At 40.1% G+C, this 22,921-nt stretch carries 18 protein-coding genes and 1 pseudogene; 6 read left to right on the top strand and 13 right to left on the bottom strand.

The genetic code is table 11. The features are described from left to right. Positions 1-725: 725 nt before the first annotated feature. The 6 genes from GNE10_RS13740 to GNE10_RS13715 form a co-directional block, all read right to left on the bottom strand. Positions 726-926 carry a cyanobactin biosynthesis PatC/TenC/TruC family protein gene (locus tag GNE10_RS13740; RefSeq protein ID WP_185565656.1) on the bottom strand — a complete coding sequence of 67 codons (201 nt, stop codon included), beginning with the start codon at positions 924-926 and terminating at the stop codon, positions 726-728. Positions 927-996: 70 nt separating this feature from the next. After that, a complete protein-coding gene (locus tag GNE10_RS13735; RefSeq protein WP_185565655.1) occupies positions 997-1,899 on the bottom strand; it encodes a LynF/TruF/PatF family peptide O-prenyltransferase in 903 nt (300 codons plus the stop codon). A 55-nt stretch (positions 1,900-1,954) separates the two neighbouring features. Beyond that, the gene (locus tag GNE10_RS13730) at positions 1,955-2,857 is read right to left on the bottom strand and encodes a LynF/TruF/PatF family peptide O-prenyltransferase (protein WP_185565654.1); all 903 of its coding nucleotides are present in this window, start codon (positions 2,855-2,857) and stop codon (positions 1,955-1,957) included. A gap of 484 nt (positions 2,858-3,341) precedes the next feature. Continuing rightward, positions 3,342-3,542, bottom strand: coding sequence for a cyanobactin biosynthesis system PatB/AcyB/McaB family protein (locus GNE10_RS13725; RefSeq protein WP_185565653.1), 201 nt, complete (start codon positions 3,540-3,542; stop codon positions 3,342-3,344). Between the two features lie 40 nt (positions 3,543-3,582). Continuing rightward, positions 3,583-5,217, bottom strand: a complete 1,635-nt coding sequence (locus GNE10_RS13720) for a PatA/PatG family cyanobactin maturation protease (protein WP_185565652.1) — start codon at positions 5,215-5,217, stop codon at positions 3,583-3,585. A gap of 9 nt (positions 5,218-5,226) precedes the next feature. Then, the gene (locus GNE10_RS13715; RefSeq protein WP_185565651.1) at positions 5,227-7,344 is read right to left on the bottom strand and encodes a PatA/PatG family cyanobactin maturation protease; all 2,118 of its coding nucleotides are present in this window, start codon (positions 7,342-7,344) and stop codon (positions 5,227-5,229) included. 515 nt (positions 7,345-7,859) lie between these two features. Between GNE10_RS13715 and GNE10_RS13710 the strand changes: the two genes are divergently transcribed. The 4 genes from GNE10_RS13710 (at position 7,860) to GNE10_RS13695 (ending at position 13,548) form a co-directional block, all read left to right on the top strand. Next, positions 7,860-8,075 (top strand): hypothetical protein, encoded by a 216-nt coding sequence (locus tag GNE10_RS13710; RefSeq protein WP_185565650.1) that lies wholly within the window; start codon positions 7,860-7,862, stop codon positions 8,073-8,075. A gap of 398 nt (positions 8,076-8,473) precedes the next feature. Then, positions 8,474-10,819 carry a TOMM precursor leader peptide-binding protein gene (locus tag GNE10_RS13705; RefSeq protein WP_185565649.1) on the top strand — a complete coding sequence of 782 codons (2,346 nt, stop codon included), beginning with the start codon at positions 8,474-8,476 and terminating at the stop codon, positions 10,817-10,819. A 270-nt stretch (positions 10,820-11,089) separates the two neighbouring features. Next, a complete protein-coding gene (locus GNE10_RS13700) occupies positions 11,090-12,466 on the top strand; it encodes a SagB family peptide dehydrogenase (protein WP_185565648.1) in 1,377 nt (458 codons plus the stop codon). Between the two features lie 155 nt (positions 12,467-12,621). Further along, positions 12,622-13,548 (top strand): LamG-like jellyroll fold domain-containing protein, encoded by a 927-nt coding sequence (locus GNE10_RS13695; protein WP_185565647.1) that lies wholly within the window; start codon positions 12,622-12,624, stop codon positions 13,546-13,548. Between the two features lie 98 nt (positions 13,549-13,646). Here GNE10_RS13695 and GNE10_RS13690 read toward each other — a convergent pair whose 3' ends face one another. The 6 genes and pseudogenes from GNE10_RS13690 to GNE10_RS13670 all read right to left on the bottom strand — a co-directional run bounded on the left by GNE10_RS13690 (position 13,647) and on the right by GNE10_RS13670 (position 18,666). Beyond that, the gene (locus GNE10_RS13690) at positions 13,647-15,065 is read right to left on the bottom strand and encodes an AtzE family amidohydrolase (RefSeq protein WP_185565646.1); all 1,419 of its coding nucleotides are present in this window, start codon (positions 15,063-15,065) and stop codon (positions 13,647-13,649) included. Between the two features lie 10 nt (positions 15,066-15,075). Further along, positions 15,076-15,702 carry a DUF4328 domain-containing protein gene (locus GNE10_RS13685; RefSeq protein ID WP_185565645.1) on the bottom strand — a complete coding sequence of 209 codons (627 nt, stop codon included), beginning with the start codon at positions 15,700-15,702 and terminating at the stop codon, positions 15,076-15,078. Between the two features lie 96 nt (positions 15,703-15,798). Then, a complete protein-coding gene (locus GNE10_RS13680; protein ID WP_185565644.1) occupies positions 15,799-15,987 on the bottom strand; it encodes a DUF4089 domain-containing protein in 189 nt (62 codons plus the stop codon). Between the two features lie 43 nt (positions 15,988-16,030). Further along, positions 16,031-16,381 (bottom strand): DUF952 domain-containing protein, encoded by a 351-nt coding sequence (locus tag GNE10_RS35925; RefSeq protein ID WP_260446878.1) that lies wholly within the window; start codon positions 16,379-16,381, stop codon positions 16,031-16,033. Positions 16,382-16,501: 120 nt separating this feature from the next. Further along, a pseudogene (locus tag GNE10_RS35920) lies at positions 16,502-17,071 on the bottom strand (HAD family hydrolase); the annotation flags it as partial. Positions 17,072-17,151: 80 nt separating this feature from the next. Then, a complete protein-coding gene (locus GNE10_RS13670; RefSeq protein WP_185565642.1) occupies positions 17,152-18,666 on the bottom strand; it encodes a thioredoxin-like domain-containing protein in 1,515 nt (504 codons plus the stop codon). A gap of 144 nt (positions 18,667-18,810) precedes the next feature. On the opposite strand from GNE10_RS13670, the gene GNE10_RS13665 reads away from it, so the two are divergent. Beyond that, positions 18,811-19,662: an HAD family hydrolase gene (locus tag GNE10_RS13665; RefSeq protein WP_099068408.1), complete on the top strand. Its 852-nt coding sequence runs from the start codon at positions 18,811-18,813 to the stop codon at positions 19,660-19,662. Positions 19,663-20,011: 349 nt separating this feature from the next. Next, positions 20,012-20,926 carry a glutaminase gene (locus tag GNE10_RS13660; protein WP_185565641.1) on the top strand — a complete coding sequence of 305 codons (915 nt, stop codon included), beginning with the start codon at positions 20,012-20,014 and terminating at the stop codon, positions 20,924-20,926. A 69-nt stretch (positions 20,927-20,995) separates the two neighbouring features. Here GNE10_RS13660 and GNE10_RS13655 read toward each other — a convergent pair whose 3' ends face one another. Then, complete coding sequence (locus GNE10_RS13655) at positions 20,996-22,801, bottom strand: hypothetical protein (protein WP_260446877.1); 1,806 nt, start codon at positions 22,799-22,801, stop codon at positions 20,996-20,998. Positions 22,802-22,921 lie beyond the last annotated feature (120 nt).

The following is a 22,921-nucleotide window of genomic DNA, read 5'->3' as shown; positions in this document are numbered from 1 at the left end:
AATAAATGTAGGGTGTGTTATGCCGTAGGCTAACGCACCTCTGTAGACTGTACTATAGCAATTGAGGTGCGTTACGCTTTGCGATAACGCACCCTACCATTGTTTTATGTTTAATTAAGTTGACCTACTTAGCACAAATATAGATGGTGCGTTGTCGTAAAACGCAACGCACCTTACTACAAAAGAAACATTAGTCACTCCAGAACATACCGGACTGACTAAAATATGTTGATTAGTCACTCCAGAACGTGCCGGACTTACTAAAACATGTTGATTAGTCACTCCAGAACATGCCGGACTTACTAAAACATGTTGATTAATAAATTAACAACAAATTTATTGAAGAAGACTTATTGTTTATTTATCATTCAATGACTTTGTATAAATAACAAATGAATTTTTCGAGAACAGTTTTAGTATTACTTATATAAAAACAAAAATTTCGGGAAAAACATATCCATGTATAAACTCAACTTAAGTTGTTTTAGCTTCGAGTTCTTGTGGACTTATTGAAGAATGAGTTTTTGTAGAAAAGGATCTGAAAGTTTGTGAATGGATGTTGCAAGTCGTCAAAGTAGGATGGCGATCGCACTTATAATTAATTTTTAAAAGTAGGGTGCGTTGTCACGCACTGCAACGCACCAGCTAAAGACTCAGAGTTGTAAAGAAGGGCTGACAAGATGTCCAACCCACAAGTAGTAATTAATTTCTTCAAAGTCTCTTAATCAAGCCCAAATCCGACCCCGGCGGAAAGGTTTGCGTTCTTTGTCTGAATTGGCTTGTGCTTTTAACATTTCTTGCCACCAGAAACCGTAATCTTCTAAACCAGTGGCTAACAAATGAGATTCAACTTGTTTGGGAATTCCTTCTGGTTGTTTTTTTGGAGTTGGTTCTGAGTTTTCTGGGGTTTGCTGCTTCTTAGCCATGATAATTCACTCTCCTGATTTGATTTTTTAGATTACTCGGATCGACTTGATCTTATTTAAAATCAAAATATTAATTCATATCATAATATAGTTTCACATGCTCAATTGCCCGTCCATAAAAATTGTGTTCGGGAATGCCTACTGTCAAAGATTTAATAGGCTGATGGCGATAATAAGCATGAATTTTCTTAGTCATCTCATTACCGAGATTATCGACAAAGCTATTGGGGTCATGGACATAATCAAAATAGAGAATATTACTTTCATTCGCTTCACTAAAACCTACTTGAAAAACTGCACATTGCTGTAGTAGCGGTAAAGCACGAGGTGGTAAGAGTGGGATTATTCGATCGCGAATATGAAACTGCTGCAACTCATCTTGACTGATGATTGGATAAACCTCTATTTCGCTTTCACCATTGAAAAATAAATCAAAACCTACTTGCAGTTGATCATTAACTAAAAATGCCCGCAATGTTGGACTATCACCACACAAAGCAATGGCTGTTTCTACTTTTTCCGGAGCATTTTTGAGCCAAATATACAGCTTTAGACGCGACTCAGTAATTACTGTACGGGCATCTATGGCAACAGCCATCAAAACAATACCTTGAAAGTCAGAAATAGTACCAAAAAATTGCTGAATATGGTGATAATTGAGCTTAACTTCTGGTCGGCTTTCCACTTGACGAAAAAAGTTAAGGGCGGTTTGTAGTTGTTGTTGTGGATTATAAAGCAGTTGAGCTTCTTCTAGTGAAGGAAATCTCAAACAGAACCGAGCCGGATATATTTCATCTTTATCTACATTAGAAAGAATGTAAAATAAACCTCTTTTTTTAGCCTCTACTTCTACAAAATCTTCAAACAGCTTAAGGGGATATAAGTCTTCGTAAATATCAAACGCAAGTTTATGTTTACCAATGTATTCTAAGTACCGTTCGCTATTAGTTTGAATCGGATTAGATGTCACCATAACTTTGATTTTTATTGAAGTTTTTGTTACTTAATTTTTGATTTTTTGATATACATTACTTTTTAAAGTAGTACAGCTTCACTTTTTCAATAGAGCTAGCGTACAAGTCTTTTTCAGAAACACCAACTAGTACATGTTTGACGGGTTGATGGCGGTAATAGGCATGGACTTTTTTTGCCATTTCATTACCAAGATTATCGATAAAGGTATTGGAATCGCGAACAAAATCGAAATAAAGAATATTACTTTTATTGGCAGGACTAAAGCCGATTTGCAAGACTTCACACTGCTTTAGTAGTGGTAAAGCACGGGGAGGTAAAAGTGGTAATATCCTACTTTGGATATCAGCTCGTTGCAACTCTTCTTGATAAATAGTTGGATAAACCTCGATTTCACTGCGTCCATCTAAATAAAAGTCAAAACCTACTAATAAATCATTGTTGATTAAGAATGCTCGTAATGTTGGACTATCACCACACAAAGCAATGGCAGATTCTATTTTGTCAGGGGCATCATGCAGGTGAATAAACAATTTTAAACGGGATTCACTAATTTCTGTCTGTGCATCTACACCCACAGCAATAAAATAAATCCCTCGAAAATCAGGATTTTTCCCAAAAAACTTTTCAATCAGATGATAATTAACCTTGACTTCTGCTCGACCTTCTACTTTGCGAAAAAAGTCAAAAGCTGCTTCAAGTTGCTGTTGGGGGTTGTGAAGCAATTGCAAATCGTCTTGTGTAGGAAAGAAAAGAGCAAACCGAGCCGGAGACAATTCATCTTTAGTTACATTACAACCACAGCGAAACATACCTCCTTGCCTACCCTCTACTTGTACAAAATCCTCAAAAAGTTTAACGGGATATAGGTCTTCGTAAATGTCAAAGGCACGTTTATGTTTACCAATGTATTCTAAATAAGGTTCGCTATCAACTTGAATCGGTTTATAAGTTACCATAATTTATTTTTTTACCCTGCCGATATGTATAAGCTTGGGTAATCATTACCCACCCTAGAAAATATTTTTTTAGAATCAAATATTTAGTGAAGGACTTACAGCACTTTGCAATTAAACAAACCACACATCTCAATATGATAAATCTTGTGGGGTGGGCATCCTGCCCGCCCTTATTTAGGGAACTCAAAAAAATAAATTATCCAATATTGTGGGGTGAATATGTTGTTTTTCCTATGGACTGGGCGGGCGAGACGCCCACCCCACAAGAGAGAATTGGATATTTTTTATTTGTCAGTGCTTTATCTAATTTAGATGAGATGTCCTGTAAATCCATTTATTCATTTGCTAGTTTTACAGAATTAAATTCATAATTCTGACTCCTGAATTCTGACTCCTGACTCCTGACTCCTGACTCCTGACTCCTGACTCCTGACTCCTGACTCCTGACTCCTGACTCCTGACTCCTGAATTCTGACTCCTGAATTCACCAACCACCACATCCATAGCCAGATTGAGAACAAGCACTGTAATTAAAGGCTGGAGGATCGTTATAGTTAGCTCCGTGTAATAAATCCATGCGAATGTGAACCAAATCTTCTACTGTGCCATTAATGACATCCACGGAACGGTGGGGATAAATGATATCCGGTCTTTTCACTGGAGGAGCAAGTTTTGGTAATCTCATAGTTGTCCAAAGTTAATATTTGCTTGATAAATAATCTAGCTTATTTGGGTGCAGCCCAAGAACGCACTTCGCCCAAGGTGACAGGCATGATCTCGCGTACATCAATAGTAAAACGGAAAATTTTTCTTGCCCGACGGCTACTTTCTGGGTCAAAAAACTTCAATTTCACGTCCCAACAGTTGCTATCATACCGACAGTAAGCGCTTTTATATACTTCAATGCTGTCGAGTTCCAAACCCGCCACCACTGCTTCTTTAAAGGTAGAAGCTGCTTGAAAAGCGTTAGTAGCTGCAAAATTCAGCGCCCTATCTCTGTCTGTTTGCCCCCAGTTTCGCAAGTCGTAGTAGATGCGGTTCAAGAAACTAGTTAAAGTCCTTTGTACTCTTGCTCTTTGGATTTCTAGTGTTTCACCTTCTGTTGCTAACGTCTCTAAAGCAGCATCCACCAAGCTATTAATTTTCCAACCATACATCCCCCGGATATTTTCTGGTTCAATTACTGGAACAATTTGCCCAGAAAATAGCTGAACTGTTCTATTTGTCAATCTTGCTGGGATACTTGCCCGTTCGATGTAATTATTGCTGTCTTCTGGTTCTATTTGTCCGGCTAACAGCAATTGTAAGATTTCATAAACATCATCAGCAAAAGCTTCAATGGGTTCAATGGCATAAATTGGAGTTAAGTCTAAATTCAACGTCCAAATTAGAGATTTTGCTTCTGGAGGGTTATCTGTTAGATAATCTACCACCTGACGGGCATCGTAGGGATTGGCTGGAATTACTGTGCCATCAATTGCAATTCCAGGCATTAATTGTTTAAAGGAATCTCGCCGTGCTTGGGAGCCAAAGTCATAGCCCACAGTGCCCAGTGCATAAACTAAACGACTAGTTCGGGTTTGAACGGGAACTTCGAGTTTTTGACTTGGGGTGATTTGAGAGGCTACACCTTTACTAGCTTTAATTTCTCCATAATAAACTGGCAAATTAGCAGCAGGATTTAGCAGCCACAGTTTTCTCATATCTCCTGTGGGCAGTTGTTTGGTGAAATCCCCAAACTCAATGTTTTGAAAACCTGTTTGTTGACCTGCTTTTGCTAATTCACTAATAGGATAAATATGGCAAATTAAATCCTGATTTAACTTTGCCAATTCTCGCTGCTGTTGCTCAGTTAAAGGCAGTTCTTGACTAACCAAATCTGTTATGTATAACTGACCTCCCGGACGCAACACCCGGTAGACCTCTGCTAAAACCTGAGTGAGATTTTTGGAGTATTTAATGCTTTCATTAAAAAATGCGACATCAAATACTCCATTGGGGAAGGGCAGGTAATTAAAGTCACCCACCCGAATCTGAATGCGATCGCCTAATCCCGACGCTTGTACCCGCCCTCTAGCGTCTTGGGCTTGGGTTTGGGATGAAGTAATTCCTTCGATTCTGATTCCTGGGAACTCCTGAGCAATTTGCAGCGCCGGAATTCCCGCCCCACAACCAGCATCGAGAATGTAATTCCCTGGCTTGATTCCGGCTTGTTTGGCTAAATTCAGATTGTGCGATCGCACCCAACTATCGCTAATATCTTTATTCTGGTTAAAGCGTGCCAAATTATACAATTGACGCTGCTTTTGCCAGTGGTTATCAGGGGGTGCATGAGTTTGGTTACTGGTCAAAAATTGCATATTAAATAATTAGTAAGCACTCGACCAAGTGCGGACTTCGCCCAAGGTAACAGGAATTAAATCGCTAACATCAATGGTAAAGCGGAAGACTTTTTTGGCTCGACGGTTGTTTTCTGGGTCGAAGAACTTCAATTTCACATCCCAACAATCACTGTCCTTCCGACAGAAGGGGCTTCTCTCAACGGTGATGGTATCGAGTTCCATTCCTTCCGCCACAGCTTGAGCAAAGGTTGTGGCTGCTTGGAAAGCATTGGTGGTGGCAAAATTCAAGGCGCGGTCTTGAGAAGTGGTTCCCAAATTCCGGAAATCATAATAAATCCGGTTGAGGAAGCCACCCAAGGTTCTGCGAACATTGTCTTCTTGCGATTCTCCCACTTGAGTGCCGATTGTATCTAAGGCAGCACCAATTAAGGTGTTGACTTTCCAACCATATAGCCCCCGCGTATTTTGTGGTTCAATTACCGGAATATATTGCCCAGAAAACAGTTTAACGGTGCGTCCAGTTAAAAGTCCGGGGATGCTAACGCGTTCTATATATTCTGGGTCGTCTTCTGGTTGAATTTGCCCAGAAAGCAGTTCTTGTAAAACCCCGTAGACATCTCTAGCAAAAGCTCCTTTGGGTTCAATGGCATAAATTGGAGTGAGTTCTAAGTTCAGCGTCCAAATTAAAGATTTACCTTCCGAGGGATTTTCTGCCAAATAATCAACCATTTGGCGAGCGTCGTAGGGATTTGCTGGTACTCCTGTATTATCAATGCTAATTCCAGGCATCAATTGTTTAAAGGAATCTCGTCTAGCTTCAGTCCCAAAGTCATAACCCAATGTACCTAAAGCGTAAACTAAAGTTTCAGGATTAATATCGCTAGGAGCTTGGCTAGCAGTGACAGAGGAAGCAACAGGATAAGACATAGGTTGATTTTGTGATGTTATGTAGGATTGCAAAAGGTTTTGAAAAGCGGCAAGATCGGCAGAAGTGGGTAAAGAAACATTTGCATCGGGTGTAGATGCGGCTTCAGTGGAAATTGCGTTTGGGGTTGGACTGCTAACAGAGGCTAAGGCTGGTGTTGATGCTTCCGTTGACGCAGATTCCATGACACCGTCAAACTCAGAACTCGTTACTTCTGAAGGCGATATGCTACTGTCTGCTGCTGAATGATTCATATAATTTATCGGGTATAAAGAATCGCCCTTGTTAATACCTCCGCATCCACAACCGGAGGCCGTTAAGGCTTCTTGTCCTTGTGACATTTTTCCTCCTTTGAGTTTTTCCATTGCACCAAGAATATTTAGTTTGCCGACTAAACACCGGGGGCGATCGCTTTGGTTTTTTAGTTCGCAAGGGATAGCACTTTGTAAAATAGCGTCTCTAACTTTTTGCGGGTCGGGTTTTTCTCCACGTTGCTGCTGCAAACTCAATAACAGCGCTGCAACTCCTGAGACAATGGGGGTAGCAAAGCTTGTGCCAGTCCACTCTTTAATTCCGCCTCCGGCTTTCGCCCCCAAAATATTTTCGCCTGGTGCAAGAATGCCTTGAGTTTGATATGTATCGCCCCAGTTACTAAAATCAATGGGCTGGCCGCCATCGTCCATCGCTCCCACTGCCAACACAGCCGGCAGGGCGGCGGGAACATGCAAACATTCACAGCCGTTATTGCCAGCTGCGGCCACAAGTAAAACATTATTCTCTCTACACAAAGCCACAGCTTTTTCTAACCAGCCATCCGCCTGACCATAGTCAGCCAGTTGCCCACCACTTAGATTAATAATGTGCGCCCCGGAATTGACTGCTTGTTCAATGGCTCGTGCCAGATCTAATTGAGATAAATTACGACCTTTGTCGGAAAAAATGGGAATAATCAAACCCCTGCATCGAGGTGCTATTCCTTCAACTGGCGAGCCGTGCTGCCCAAAAATCACGCTGGCAACATGAGTTCCATGTCGATGCATCAGCCCTTCTGGGTTGGGGATAGATTCTACCATGCCGGGAATTTCTCTCAAATCGGCTCCCTGAAAGCAAATATGAGAGCGATCGACTAACCCATCTAGCACCGCTACACAAATTTCCGATTTGCCCAGTGTTTGCTCCCACAGATGTGTCAGTCCAGGGATTATCTTGACTTTAGACATGAGGTAGTCGCAAAAAAAGTTTTAGAGTCTAGAGAATTTCAAACAATTTAGTTTGAGCATTTTCTTATTACTTAAGTAATTTCAATAGAAAACTTTATAGTCGATCGATTAGAAATAGCGATCGCACTCAAGCTATTTTTTCTAGATTGAAAAATTATATAGGACTATTGTCACCAAAAATCAATAGCCAAATTGCTAAAAAATCAAAAAAAATAACTTTATTAAGTATCGTTACAACAATCAGCTAATTCTAGCGGACAGTTAAGACAGTTAAGGAAATTTTTTTGCGGACAGTTAAGACAGTTAAGACAGTTAAGACACTTAAGAACATTGTTAACGGACAGTTAAGACACTTAAGAAAATTCATTCAAAATATTTCTTCAACAAAGCTTATTGCTAACCCTTGTTCATCGTGATATAAGAAATTAAAAGTTTCCGTTAAAGAAGTTTTGTTTAAAAAAACTTTCTTTTAGAGAAACTTTTTGTTCGATTTACTTCATTAGGAGAAATCTCTCATGAGACCAGAAAATCACGAAGAAAATCAAAAACAAACTCGTTTGCAACCCAAACTTTCTGAGCCTACAATGCGTGTTATGCCCGGAATGCAACTCGACTTATCAGAAGAAGAGTTGACAGTTGATGGCGTAGGAGTTGGCGGTGTAAACGCTTCTCAATACGGTGGTGGAGACGGTGGTGTATCCCCCTCCATCCCAACAAGCAGTGGTGTATAACTAACTCAAAAGCAGATATATCAACTTGCTTAAGAGTTGAAAAATTTTTTCACTTCATTGAAGTACTTTATTAGTACCAATAAACTGATAGCTTCCCCACGTCACTAACTCGTCTACTAACACTTTGAACGAGTAAGTTGTCTGATTTTTCATATCAGTTTGAAGTGAATAAAAATATTAAAGAAACAAACCCATAGCAAAAGCTTACTATCTTAGTAGGATTGGCTTGGGTTTGTCTTCTCTGATTAAATTTACTCCCTCACAAATCCCCTTCAAACTAAGTAACCCTCTGCGTTTAACTCTGCGCCCCTCTGCGTTAAAAAAACATTCCTTCTACACCTGACTTAACTATAAATTTCTAAATCATAAACCAGCCCTTGCCACATAAAAATAGCAATATGAAAATTCTCCAAATAAAACCCCATTTTCGTGCTGAAATTATCGAACCCAAGCACGTCTATTTATTAAGTGAATCTTCCACCCATGCCCTTACCGGAGAACTCTACTGCCAACTGATCCCCCTCCTCAACGGCAACTATACCGTTGATGAAATTATCAATAAACTGCAAGTAGACCCCAGTCACATTGACTATGCCCTAGAACGCTTGCAAGCTAGAGGCTACATAACTGAAGCCATTTCCCAACTTACTCCAGAAGCAGTTGCCTTTTGGGGTTTGCTGAAAGTAGAACCCCAAGTTGCTTACCAATGTTTGCAGCAAACCCAAGTTTATGTTTCTTCAGTTGCCAATCTTCCCACCCAACCGTTAATCACTGCTTTAGAAGAAGTAGGAATCAAAGCTATCAACTGGGATGGAGAATTACAAGAATTTCCGCCTCATTCTCTATTAGTTGTTTTAACCGATGACTATCTCCAACCCGAACTAAATAAAATCAATCAAATAGCCCTCAAAGGCAATCAACCTTGGTTGCTAATTAAACCCGTTGGTACAATTCTTTGGTTAGGGCCAATCTTCCAACCTCAAATAACAGGCTGTTGGGAATGCCTCGCCCAACGTCTGAGGGTGAACCGAGAAGTGGAAGCTTCAGTATTAAGGCAAAAAAATAGTTCATTGCAACTTTCTCCTAGCCAAGAGTCGGATTCTTCTGTGCTACAAAGCAATGGAAATAAAGTCAAATCAGAGGTAATTGAATGTCTTCCTCCTCCTCCGGCGGTAATTCCATCTACTTTACAAACTGCCTTGCAGCTAGCAACTACAGAAATTGCTAAATGGATTGTTAAACAAGGTGTAGAAGACACAACACCCTTCCCTACCTTAGAAGGAAAAGTTATCACCTTTGACCAGAGAAACTTAGATATCCAAACCCACATTCTTAGTTTACGTCCCCAATGTCCCAGCTGCGGCAACCCCAATCTATTGACCGAACGAGCTTTTCAACCTTTAGTTCTCAGCAGCCGCAAAAAGCAATTTACCAGCGATGGCGGACATCGTGCTTTCTCTCCTGACCAAACTGTTAATCGCTATCAACACCTAATTAGTCCTATTACAGGAGTGGTCACTTCCCTAGTTAGGTCTTCCGACCCTGATGATAGCTTGCTCCATAGCTATAATGCTATCCATAGCTTTGCAGTTGCTTCCAATATAGGAAAATTGCGCCGTTATCTTAAGCATAAAAGTGGGGGCAAAGGAAAAACTGACCGTCAATCAAAAGCTAGTGGGTTTTGTGAAGCGATCGAACGTTATTCTGGTGTTTACCAAGGAAACGAACCCCGAATTAGTGCCACTTTAGCCGAGTTAGGAGATAAAGCCATCCATCCAGCAAAGTGTTCGCTTTTTAGTTCCGAACAATATGAATATCGTGAGGAATTAAACCGGAGAGGGGGGCACTTTGATTGGATTCCTCAACCCTTCGATGAAACTAAAGTCATTGAATGGACTCCCGTTTGGTCTTTAACCGAACAAACCCACAAATACATTCCCACGGCTTATTGTTACTACGGCTATCCTCTGCCGGAAGACCATGAATTTTGTCGTGCCAACTCTAATGGCGATGCCACTGGTAATACTCTCGAAGAAGCAATTCTGCAAGGATTCTTTGAAATAGTCGAACGGGATAGTATATCAATTTGGTGGTATAACCGCCTTAAGCGTCCCCGTGTGGATTTAGCTAGTTTTAACGAACCATATCTGCTGGAAGTGCAAGATTTATACAAAAGCAAAAATCGTGACTTATGGGTACTGGATGTCACAGCAGATTTAGGCATTCCCACTTTTGTGGCTGTCTCCTATCTTAAAGGTAAGGCACAGCAAACAATTCTTCTGGGTTTTGGAACGCATTTTGACCCTAAAATTGCCATCTTGCGGGCAGTTACCGAAGTGAATCAAGTCGGGTTCACTTGTGATGATGCAGAGGTGAATAAAGAGTTTGGGGAAATGCGAGAATGGTTTAAAAAAGCAACCATTGAAAATCAGCCTTATTTAGTTCCAGACTCTACAGTTCCAGCAAAAGTTTATCAAGATTATCAACAGCGTTGGAGCGATGATATCTATCAAGATGTCATGACTTGTGTAGAAATTGCCAAAAACGCTGGATTAGAAACTTTAGTACTAGATAAAACTCGCCCAGATATCGGCTTAAATGTTGTTAAGGTTATTGTGCCAGAAATGCCACATTACTGGCTGAGGATGGGGGCAAAACGCATCTATGATGTTCCTGTAAAAATGGGCTGGTTATCTACACCGTTAACAGAAGAACAAATGAATCCGATATCAGTGCCAATTTAAATCAAGGCAAGTAACTTTCATGCCCTTAGTCATACTTGTGGGGTGGGTATATTGCTTGTGGGGTGGGCATCTTGCCCGCCATATAAACTGGGCGGGCGAGACGCCCAGTGTACAAGGAATAATTGAATATTCTTATTTTGAAATTTCTAAACAAATGTTTGCTTGTAGTGTACCCCTACGGGGAAGCAAGCTACGCGTAGCGTCTTGCACAGAGGACTAAAGTCCTCACTACGAACGATTTAATTTTTATTTACTATTTTAGTTAATACCATGAACTCAGCTTTCACCATTTCTTTAGCAAAAAAAATTGACTTAATTCCAGAGAATGAGCGCATTATTCTTAAATCTAATACTTATAAATTAACTTTATCTCACCCACAACCTGGTTTAAAATCTGCATTCAACCATCTCAAGCATTCCCCTGCTACTCTCTCTGACCTCAGACAATTAGTTGTAGAAACTGATGGAATTGAAGGAAAAGATAAATTTGATAAATATCTCCAAGGGCTAACTAACTTGGGCTGGATTTGTCATTCAGTTTTTCCTCTTGCTACTGCTATCCCGATGACGGGAAACTATCAAATTAACTATCCACAAATTCAAAATTGGCAACAACAAACATTTACTCTATCTCGGTTTGCCTATTTGCATCAAGTAAACGGGGAAATGGTTTTAGAATCTCCCCAGTCACAAGCCAAAATCATTTTATTAGATTGGCGAGCCACAGCCTTAATTACTAAATTATCTCAGCCCCAAACTAGCACAACATTAATAGCAGGAATTCCAGACATCACAGAAGAACTAGCGCAACAATTCCTCAGTCTACTTTTAGCTACTCAAATGCTATCTTCAGAAACCGAAAATTCTCATCTCATGCAATGGGAATTTCACGACCTCCTGTTCCACAGTCGCAGTCGTAAAGGTAGACATAGCAATCCTGTAGGGGGAACATATCGTTTCTTAGATAAAATTGAACCTCTACCTGTGGTCAAGCCGCCCATGAGTAACAAGGTGATTGAATTATATAAACCCGATTTGGAAGATTTAGCAAAAACAGATATTTCTTTCACTCAAGTATTAGAATCAAGACGGTCAATTAGAGAGTACGGCGAAGACCCAATCACCATAGAACAATTAGGAGAATTGTTATATCGCTCTGCTAGAATCCAAGAGGTAATTGATAAAGAAAATATGGGACAATTAAGCCGTCGTCCTTATCCCGGTGGCGGTGCTATTCATGAGTTAGAGATTTATCCACTAATTAACTACTGTGAAGGACTAGAAGCAGCACTATATCATTATCGTCCTGATGCCCATGAATTAGAATTAGTTTCTGAGTGGAGTCAAGAAGTAGAAGCTTTAGTCACAGAAGCTTGTTTATCTAATGGTAGCCAGAAAATGCCGCAAGTTTTAATTATAATTACTGCGAGATTCAATCGCATGTTTTGGAAATACCAATCAATGGCCTACGCTGCAATTTTAAAACACGTTGGAGTTTTATACCAAACTTTATATTTAGTATCAACTGCAATGAATTTAGCTCCCTGTGGAATAGGTGCGGGTAATTCAGATATCTTTGCTAAAGCAACGGGAATTGACTACTATGAAGAATCTTCTGTGGGAGAGTTTATACTAGGCACGAAATAATCTTCGTGACGTAGTTTGCGAAATTAGAAATAAATTATTCAATCTTGTGGGGTGGGTATATTGCGTAGACTGGGCGGGCAAGATGTCCACCCCACAAAAATTAATTATATTTTTTTATTTACAAGTTTCTTATACAAAAAATCTCCAGTTTTGATATGAATAAACAACTAGAATCATTACAATCAGTTCTTGTATTTGATGGACAAGACGACTCGATAAATTTAGGCAAAAAACCTGAATTTAAAATTGAGAAGGAAATTACTTTAGAAGCTTGGGTTTATTGTCAAAATCAACGACGACGCACTGGCATTATTTCTAATATTTTTGACACTAGTGACAAAGAAAGTGGATATGGTTTGCTTCTCGATGGCAAGAGTGGTGTATTTTTTGCTTTAAAAACTACATCTCAAAAAATTCATTATCTTAGTAGTAAGGCTGATAGTTTAAAGCTAAATCAATGGCATCATCTAGCTGGAACCTACGATGGTAAACAGATAAAGGTGTATATTGATGGTGTAGAAAAAGCCACTAAAGCAATTGCCAATTCTGCAATTAATTACGAACCAGAAAATGATTTATTCATTGGGACGTACAAAGATAATAACGAAACTTATCCTTTTCAAGGTAAAATTGCTGAAGTTCGCATTTGGAAAGTAGCCCGAACTCAACAACAAATCCAAAATAATCTTTACCAACGTCTTGCAGGAAATGAACCGGGATTAATTGGTTATTGGGCTTTAAATGAAGGTAGTGAAAATGTAGCTCATGACGGTACTACCAATGCCAATCATGGTAATATTAACGGTGCTAACTGGGAACAGTCACAAGTGCTATTTACTAATTCTCAATCTCAAGAGTTAGTAGTTATCAAAACCCTAACTACAGAAAAAGAAACTACCTTAGAAGTAAAATCAGTAGAACAGAAATTAACCCAAAATTCAGAGAAAGCAAAAGAAATTGAAAAACATCTTTTAGCCACTGGACTTGAAGATTATGGATTTTGGTGGCAAGAAATGTTGAAAGCGCAAGCTCAAAAAACTGAGCCGGATAAACCTTTTCGTCGCGGTCGAATTTGGGCTTAATATAACAGAATTTAGAGGCTAGTCTTTCCTCCTTTTCCCGACTTCTGCAAAAAGTCTAATGATTTTACCCGTAAAAAATTAACTGAAAAACTTACCAATCAATCATTAAAAATTACTGGTGCTGAAACTATACCTTTTGCCTCTAACACTGCTGCAACTTGTAAAATTAAGGCTTCATTATATGGTGCTGCTATTAATTGCACGCCGAAAGGTAAAGCATTGGGGCGTTGAATTGGTACTGATAAAACAGGTAAACCAATAAAAGATAATGGTTGAGTAAATAAGCCCAAATGAGGACGAATGAGAATTTCTTCGCCGTCCAAATTCATAGTTTCTTGACCAATTAACGGGGCAGAAATTGGTGTAGTTGGCGCAAGAATGATATCGACATTTTGAAATACTTCTCGGAGGCGATCGCGGTACCATCTTCTAAACCGTTGTGCTTGTAAATACCAACTACTAGGAATTAACGCGCCAGCCAAAAAGCGATCGCGTGTTGCTGGGTCAAAATCTTCAGGACGCCTTTGCAATTTATCCAAATGCAGATTTGCACCTTCACTAGCGGTAATTACAAAGGCCGCAGCACGGGCGCGGTGTGCTTCTGGAATGGTGATATATTCAGTGACATCCAAAGCATCAGCAACTTGTTGCACTGCTGCTAAAGCTTCCGCTTGGGCACCTTTGGTGAAATAATCACCAGCGATGCCAACGGCGGACTTCGCCAACGCAATTTTGATTGCAGAGATATCTAGATGAGATGTTACATGTAACGTTTCAACAGGAGGATGCTTGGTGCAAATCGGATCGCGATGGTCTTTACCTTGCAACACATCAAAAACCGTTGCAATATCTTGCACCGAACGTGCAAAACACCCAATGTGGTCAAAACTGCTAGAAAATAAAGTCACCCCAGCACGAGACAACCTACCATAAGTCGGCTTCAAACCAAAAACCCCACACAGCGCCGCCGGAACGCGAATCGAACCATTAGTATCAGAACCCAGCGTCAGGGGAACCAACCCACCAGCCACAGCCGCCGCCGAACCACCAGACGAACCCCCAGCAACTCGCAGTAAATCGTGTGGGTTATGAGTAGCACCGTAATGGGAATTTTCCGTCACAAACCCATAGGCGTACTCATCCATATTCAAAGCACCAAGCAGCACAGCACCAGCTTGCTTCAACTTCGCCACTGCGGTTGCATCTTGGGTTGCGGCTGGGTTGTCTGCATTGATTTTCGACCCTGCCAAAGTTGTTAAACCGGCAATATCAAAGAGATTTTTCACCGCAAAAGGCACACCAGCAAGTACTCCAGGGTTATTACCTTGGGCAATTTCGCTATCAATGCGTGCAGCATCAGCCAAAGCCGCCTCAGCGGTGATACTTGTAAAACAGTTTAATTGATGATTCCGCATAGCGATTCGTGCTAACGCAGCTTTGGTAACATCCACCGCGCTAACATTGCCTTCACGTACAGCAGCTGCTATCGTCATAGCATCGGCTGAATCAAAATTCATGCTGGAATATTTAGGAGATCGCACGTTTCGCTTTTTGAGTAATAGCAGTCCGCATAGTTTTTGCTAGTTGCAGCAAAATAGCTGTTAGACCTACATCTAAAATACAGGATAATAGAAACCAAACTGGTAAAAATTTATCATTAGGATTTTTAGCAGCTTCTGTAAAAGCGATACGCCCCACAGTATTTGAGCCAATCATTAAGCCATAAAGCGGTGCTATTAGCGACCTAACTTTTTCGCTCAAACTTGTTAAATCGCCACCTTCGCCTTTAAATCGATCCGCAAAAGTGGATAAAGTGTTAGCTATTCCCCAAAGACTATATATAGGAATTAAAAATCGGGCGATCGCACCTCCTGGACTAATGGGATATTCTTGAAAAAGATTCTTTAAATCTGCATGGAGACGATGTAACCAAATCAAAAAAACAATAACTGAAGTCACACCGAGAATCAATGAAATTATTGATACCAGTCCATCCAAAAAAGCGAGTAGCTGATAAAGTGGCTGTGCAATTACTTGCAGCAAAGAGAACAGCGTAGATACCAGCCCAACTCCCAAAAGCACCCAAAGCAAACGCACCAATAATCTACCCACGCCTGCTGACTTCAAAGATTCAGCATCATTCAAATTATTCATTGCATCTTTTGAATAGGATTATCGGCTATATCTTAGTATCATACTGATACTTCACACTCAGGGTAATTACTAGATATTTGCCAACAATTAAAGCGACTATGGTTCAAAAATCGGTGCTACTTCAATTTCTTCAGATAAAGGAAAAGAATTCACGAGATTAGCGATCGCTCTAATTCTCTCAAAATTTGCCACCACCCCATCAAAATATTCATCTCTTATCTCCAAATCCAACAATAACCCCATCTGTCTAACATACTCCTCCACATCAAACCCTCGCTCTTCCATCTCTCTTCCTTTGCGTTCTTTGCGTCCTTTGCGGTTCGTTACATTATTCTAAATCTACAACTTCTTGCGGCAACTCAAAAAAACCATCTTCCCCAGCCGCAAAATCAATCACCTGATATACAGCATCAATATTCAACTCCCCATAAATATGAGGAAACAATTCCCCTATTTCCGCCTCCTCCTCACGAATTTCAGCTTGAACTTTTTCCGAATTAATAAAAACTAAAACTAAATCTTTTTGATGCTTAAAAAACCTATTTGCAACTTTAACAATTTGCGTTGACCTAGAACAATGAATAAACCCTTCCAAATCGAGTGAATCAGCCCGATAGCTACCGATTAATTTTGCTGTTTCCCATTGTTGGCGTTGTGTAATGTGGAGAATAGTATTCATAGAAAATATAGGAATTTTTGCTGTTTTTAATATCGCTCGAAAAACTTCTAAATTTGTAAAATCTTTAATTATTTGTGTTGCACCTACATGAATTAATTCAAGATTACCTATACCAATAAATGCAATATTCAAATTAGCAGATGTTTTAACATCCCAAATGCCATCACCAACAAAAACCACACGATCAAATTTTTCGACTTGATAAACATTTTTCGCTTTCAGGATAGCTGTATTCACAATATCTTCTCGTGAAATTGCATCATCGGCAGAAGCAAAGGGAATCTCTGCTATTTGTAAGTTGGCTTTTTGCAATTTTAGTTTAGCGGATTCACTCCAACCGCCAGTTGCGATGGCCACACACCAATCAGGGTCTAGCTGTAATTCAGATAATAGATTTCCTGAACCAGGAATTTCACTAAATAAATTTTGATTATCAATAAATGCTTCTTGGAGTAAACTTACAAAACATCTTTTAAATCTGACTAACTCTTCATCTGAGGGAACACGTCCTAATTTTTCAATAAAAATTTGTTGGGTAATTCCAGAATCTGTAGTGTGTTTGTATCCAGCCCAATTTGTATTTATACCAAAAATAGCAAATTCCAATGCCAAAGCACGTACAAAACAATTTTCGTCAATTTTGTAAGTATTAGTTAGTGTACCATCAATATCAAAAATCACTAAATACATAAAAGCGATCGCTCTACAATACTCTCTTTAAACTCAGAGACACAAATAAAAACTCTGCGCCTCTGTGTGAGGTAATTATCCTACAAATTCGGCGGAATACAAACATCCGGCGCACACAAACCAACAAACTCTAGAGTTGTCACTTCAAAACTATTCAAATCTACACGTCGAATCACATGGTTATTTGTATCACTAATATACAGATATGAACCCAAAACACTCAATCCCGAAGGTTCAAAAAACCGAGTGTTTTTACCTTGTCCATCTTGTAAACCAGCAGTACCATTTCCCAAAATTGTTTGACAATTCCCACTGGGACTAACTAATTTAATTTTGTGATTGTAAGTATCCGCCACCCATAGAAAATTCTGAGCATATTCCACACCCAAACAGTGTTGTAAACGCACATCTTCACCTTGTCCATCAATATCGCCAAAACCAAATAAATCTCCACTACCGCAAACAGTCCGTACTTGGTAAGGTTCTACAATTGCAACACCGCGAATGGAACTAACTTCACTGTCTGCAATATATAATTCTTGCTCATTATTAGTAATACCGCTAGGCTGAGCAAATGCAGATTCAGTCAGTGAACCATCAATACAAGCTTCTGCACCCATACCAGCATAAATTTTAACGGCGTTTGTTTCCAAATCCATCTGCCAAATTTGGTGCGACCCCGCTATTGCAATGAACAAGGAATTTCCCACTTTCACTAAATCCCAAGGAGAATTTAGTGCAGTTGTTAAACCAGTACCGCCATGAAGTTGAATATTGCGACTTTGTTCCCCAGTTCCGGCGATAGTTTCTACTAGCTGACGTTGTAAATCAACTCGCCGCAACACATGATTTTCTGTATCAGCAACAAAAAGCATTTGATTTTCTGCATCAAATGTCATTCCCTGCGGTGCAAAAAATTGCGCTTCGTCAAAAGCACCATCAGTTAAACCAGATTTACCAGTACCAATTACGTGGAGAATTTCGCCATCAAAACTACTCATAATCAAGCGATGATGTCCAGAATCAGCAATAAATAAACCTGCTGGAGTAGCTAGAACTTTACCCGGAAAAGCTAAAGGTGTAATTAAGGGTTGGCGTTGTTTTTCTAAAGTCAAGCTAAGTTCTTGAAAATTAATTGTACCTTTATCGCTGTGTTGTTGAATTAACCGTTGAATCAATTCTTCTAAAACATTACGCTTTCCTTCACCAGAAACAGAGCCAATTACATAACCTTCTGGGTCGATAATCATTAAAGTCGGCCAAGCACGCACAGCATACTCTTGCCAAACTCGAAAACCGCTATCAACTATAACTGGGTGTTCGATGTCGTAGCGCAAGATAGCTTGGCGGATATTTTCAGTTTCTTTTTCGTTATCAAATTTCCCAGAATGAACGCCGATAATGGTAAGGCTATCTTGATATTTTTGTTCTAAATATTTCAAGTCTGGTAGGATATGTAGACAATTAATGCAACAATATGTCCAAAAATCTAAAATGATAATTCTACCCTTGAATTGTTTAAGAGATAGAGGTTTATCTGTATTCAACCATGAATAATTTTGTGGTAATTCTGGCGCTCTTACACGAGGCATCATAAAGTGTTATTGGGTAAAGTTTACTCATTTGTTTGATTGGAAATTCAAAGCTAGCGAACTGAATTTTTGGATATTACAGTAAATCTAAAGTTTTAGTGTAAATTCAGGTATAATCTTTCTTTCCATTAGAACTGACCAAAATTTATGAACACTGTCTATATTTCAGATTTAGATGGTACATTGCTTGGGAGTCATGCAACACTTTCTTCCTTTAGCAAAATAATGCTGAATGAACTTTTACAACAGGGACTACAGTTTACTGTAGCCAGTGCGCGTAGTGTTGTTTCTATACAAAGAATGTTAAAAGGTTTAAATCTTCGTCTCCCGGTGATCGAATTTAACGGTGCTTTCATTTCTGATTTTGATTCTGGCAGACACGAAATCATTAATTCTATTAGTCCTGAGATAGTTGAAAGTATTTACAAACTTATTTTAGAGTTTCGCTGCGTTCCCTTTGTATCTAGCTTCAATGGTACAGAAGATTGCGTATATTATAAAGATGTAATCAACGATGGTATGCGCTGGTATCTTAACGATTGTCTGACGAAGAAAGACCGCAGATGGCGAACAATTGAAGATTTGACCCATTGTTTTAGCGATCGCGTCGTTTGTCTCACAGTGATTGGTCAAGCACAACAGCTACTCGAACTTGAAAGTGCAATCATTGAAATACATGGAACTAGTGTAGAAACACACTTAATCGAAAATCAATATTCTCCTGGTTGGTACTGGTTAACAATCCATGACTACAGAGCTACAAAAGACCAAGCAATTCAGACTCTACTAGAAAATTATGGATTAAAACAAAGTGAAATTGTCGTGTTTGGCGATCAAATTAACGATATCAAAATGTTTAAAATTGCAACTCGCGCCATTGCAGTTGCTAACGCAGAACCCAAAGTCCAACATCACGCAACATTAGTCATTGGCTCAAATACAGAAGATAGTGTTGTTAAATATATTCATCAAGATTTTGCCAGAAAGATAAATATTTAATCCGTAAATATAAAACCAGCAACTCGAAATGTATTGTTAAAAACCTACGCACAGCTACAAGCTGACTTTTCACGTTATATGGAAAAGTCAACGGAAAATCTAACTTCCAAACCAAGAATTCAAAGTCTCTCTCCTTTTAGGAGAGAGATTTAGAGAGAGGTTTTATAGATGCCGTGAAAAGTCAGATTTAACTAACCAGGAGCAAGCCAAACATTTCAGGCAACAAGCGAGGGAAGCTATCAAGCGTTGTCAAGTATTGATACAAGAATTAAAACGCCAACAAGTCTAAATCGAAAAACTGGCTAACAGTAACCGTATAAACTAGAAATGGTTTTAGCGGATATCACTTTTGAAAAGACTTGATAGATTAAATTCCACAGAATTATCAGCTTGCGTACAACAAGCCAAAACTCAAGCTGAACAGGGACAAATTCCCGATCGCATTCCCAAATTAGCCTTAGCCAACCCCAATTGGTTTGCTGTTCACATCTGCTGCGAATCTGGAAAAACCATCAGCTTTGGAGATACAAGCTGTGTGTTTCCCCTGATGAGCGTTATTAAAACATTTTCTCTACTTTATCTTTTAGAACATCTAGGAGCAGAAACAGTTTTCGGCTGGGTTGGGGTAGAACCATCACAAGCACCCTTCAATTCTTTAGAACAATTAGTTAGCGATGGCGGCCGTCCCCGCAACCCGATGATTAATAGCGGGGCTATTACCCTTGCCGATAAGTTACCAGGTAAAGACGCTAAAATTCGCACTCTTTTATTTTGCCAATGGCTTAATCAATTGGCAGGTTGTCAATTACATTTGGATGAAGCGATGTTGACTTCTGTACGATTAACACGTTCAAAAGCCAATGAAGCGATCGCTAATCATCTTGCCCAAATCGGACATCTCGAAAATCTTGAAATAGCCCTTGACACCTACGAGCAAATATGCTGTTTATCTGGACGAGTTGAAGATTTAGCTTTGTTAGGAAAACTCCTAGCTTTTGCAAATAGCTGTATCTCTACACAAAATCGCACAATTGTCAATGCTGTGATGTCAACTTGTGGACTTTATGAAGCTTCTGCCGAGTGGGCAGTGAGAATTGGTTTGCCAATGAAATCAGGCATTGGTGGTGGACTTGTAGCAATAGTACCAGGTTCCGGGGCGATCGCTTGTTATAGCCCCGCCTTAGATACAGTGGGAAATCCTCTGGCGGGGCTGGTTTTCATGGAAGCTTTATCGCAAAACTTACACTTGAGTATCTTCAGCTAAATTAGGGAACTGCAAAAAATAAACAACAGTAGATGATGGTTGATGGTTGACGGTTGACTGTCAACACTTTTATTTATCAAGTGTTGATTGTATTTCAGGCGATGGCGCAGCTGTTTCTGGTGCTGGAGACTCAATAATTTCTGGAGGCTGCGGTGGCGAACTTGGAGATGGCGCAATTATTACTTTTGGTGTGGGCGTATCAGGAGTTCGACGGTTGAAAAATCCTCCAAACCAGGGTTTTCGTGACTCAGGTGCAACTTTTTCAGGTAAGGGCGTTGCTTGTGGAGTTGGAGTTAACGTTGGCTGTGGTTCTGGAGTTGCTTGTGGAATTGGAATTAACGTTGGCTGTGGTTCTGGAGTTGCTTGTGGAGTTGGAGTTAACGTTGGCTGTGGTTCTGGCGTTACTTGTGGAATTGGAGTTAACGTTGGCTGTGGTTCTGGCGTTACTTGTGGAATTGGAGTTAACGTTGGCTGTGGTTCTGGAGTTACTTGTGGAATTGGAGTTAACGTTGGCTGTGGTTCTAGTTGAGTTTTTGGTGTTGGAGACTCAAGACTTTCTGGCAAAGTGGGTTGTGGACTTGCAGATGGTGTAACTGTTGTTTCTGGGGTTGGTGTCTTACCTGCACGACGGTTGAAAAATCCGCCAAATCCTCGTTTTGCTGGCTCAGGTGCAACTTTTTGTGGTGCAGGCGTTACTTGTGGAGTTGGCGTTACTGTTGGCTGTGGTTCTGGTGCAGGAGACTTAATAATATCTGGTGTTGGCGAAAAGCTAGGAGATGGTGCAGCCGTTGGAGGTTGTAATTTTGGTTGTTCTGGTTTTGTTGGCTGTGTTTTTGATTCTTCTGGAACTTGAATTTTTGGACTTGGCTGTATTTGAGGGGTTTTTTCCACAGCAGGGGTGGGTACGAGTTTATAATTTGGGTCTACAATACCGCGTACCTCATCTGCTGTGAGTTCTCCTCTGGTAATTCTCGACAGAGTATCCTTACCTTTTGGTTGGTAGTCAATCAGCCTAACTGTGGTATTAAAAGCATTTTTCAGAGGATTTCCCTGATTATCGAGAAATTCCAGTTTGACCCAGTTTTTACCAGGCTTCCAACCTTTGAGGTAAATTGACTGCCAGCGATCGAAAATAAAGCTTTCACCATTAATTGTGCAACGGATACGCCAATCGCTAAATTCATCCTTGGCATTTTCTGAGGCAGCCAGATGCAAAGGAGCATTAGTTAGGTAAAAATCAAGTAAAATCGGCTCTGCCCCATAACTACTTTGAGGGCGATTGTAAGTGAGCAACGGTAGATTCGGAACTGGGCTATTGTCATCAGTCTTAGTGAAGACATGAAATGTTGTCTGGGCATAAGCACCTTCATTTTTAAAGCTTTCATGCCAAGGACGGGAAGCAAACACCCGCAACGTGTGAGTACCTGGTGACAAGTCTGGTAAAACTAAGGGCTGATTCACGTCGTAAACAGGTATATAAGGTTGGTTATCAAGAATTACGACAAGATATGGCCCTAATTGTAATTGTGAGTCTTTAAATATTGGTAAATCCTTCACCTGGAAGCGCGCTGTGACTTTGTTATCTGAGAAAACTTCATCAGATTTTGGCGTAATAATTGTCACTTGTGGCTGATAGACTTCCAAAATTGGGCGTAATTCTTGGATAACAGCAGGAGGAGCAACTTCCGAAAATTGCTTAGAAACTTGAGAAATTCCTCCAGTCTTTTCTTGATTAACAATAGATACCTCCTGGCTACCCGCTTTATCGCCACAACTAACTAAGCTGCATACCAGAAGCAATGTCATCACCCACCTGAAAAAGGGAAAACTCCCAGCGAGGAGCTTCTTTAACACGCTTTTTTCCCAGAATTTCATGCCTTGCACCCAGAGTTCCTCTTCGACATGTCCATAGGGAAATATAGCCCAAAACTGGGGACGGGCATAGGGCATGGGGCAAGGGCATGGGGCAAAGGGCATGGGGCAAGGGGCAAAGGG

Origin of the sequence: Nostoc sp. 2RC, assembly GCF_014222165.1 — a bacterium.
Taxonomy (GTDB): Bacteria; Cyanobacteriota; Cyanobacteriia; order Cyanobacteriales; family Nostocaceae; genus Nostoc; species Nostoc linckia.
This window is presented reverse-complemented; position numbering and strand designations above follow the sequence as displayed.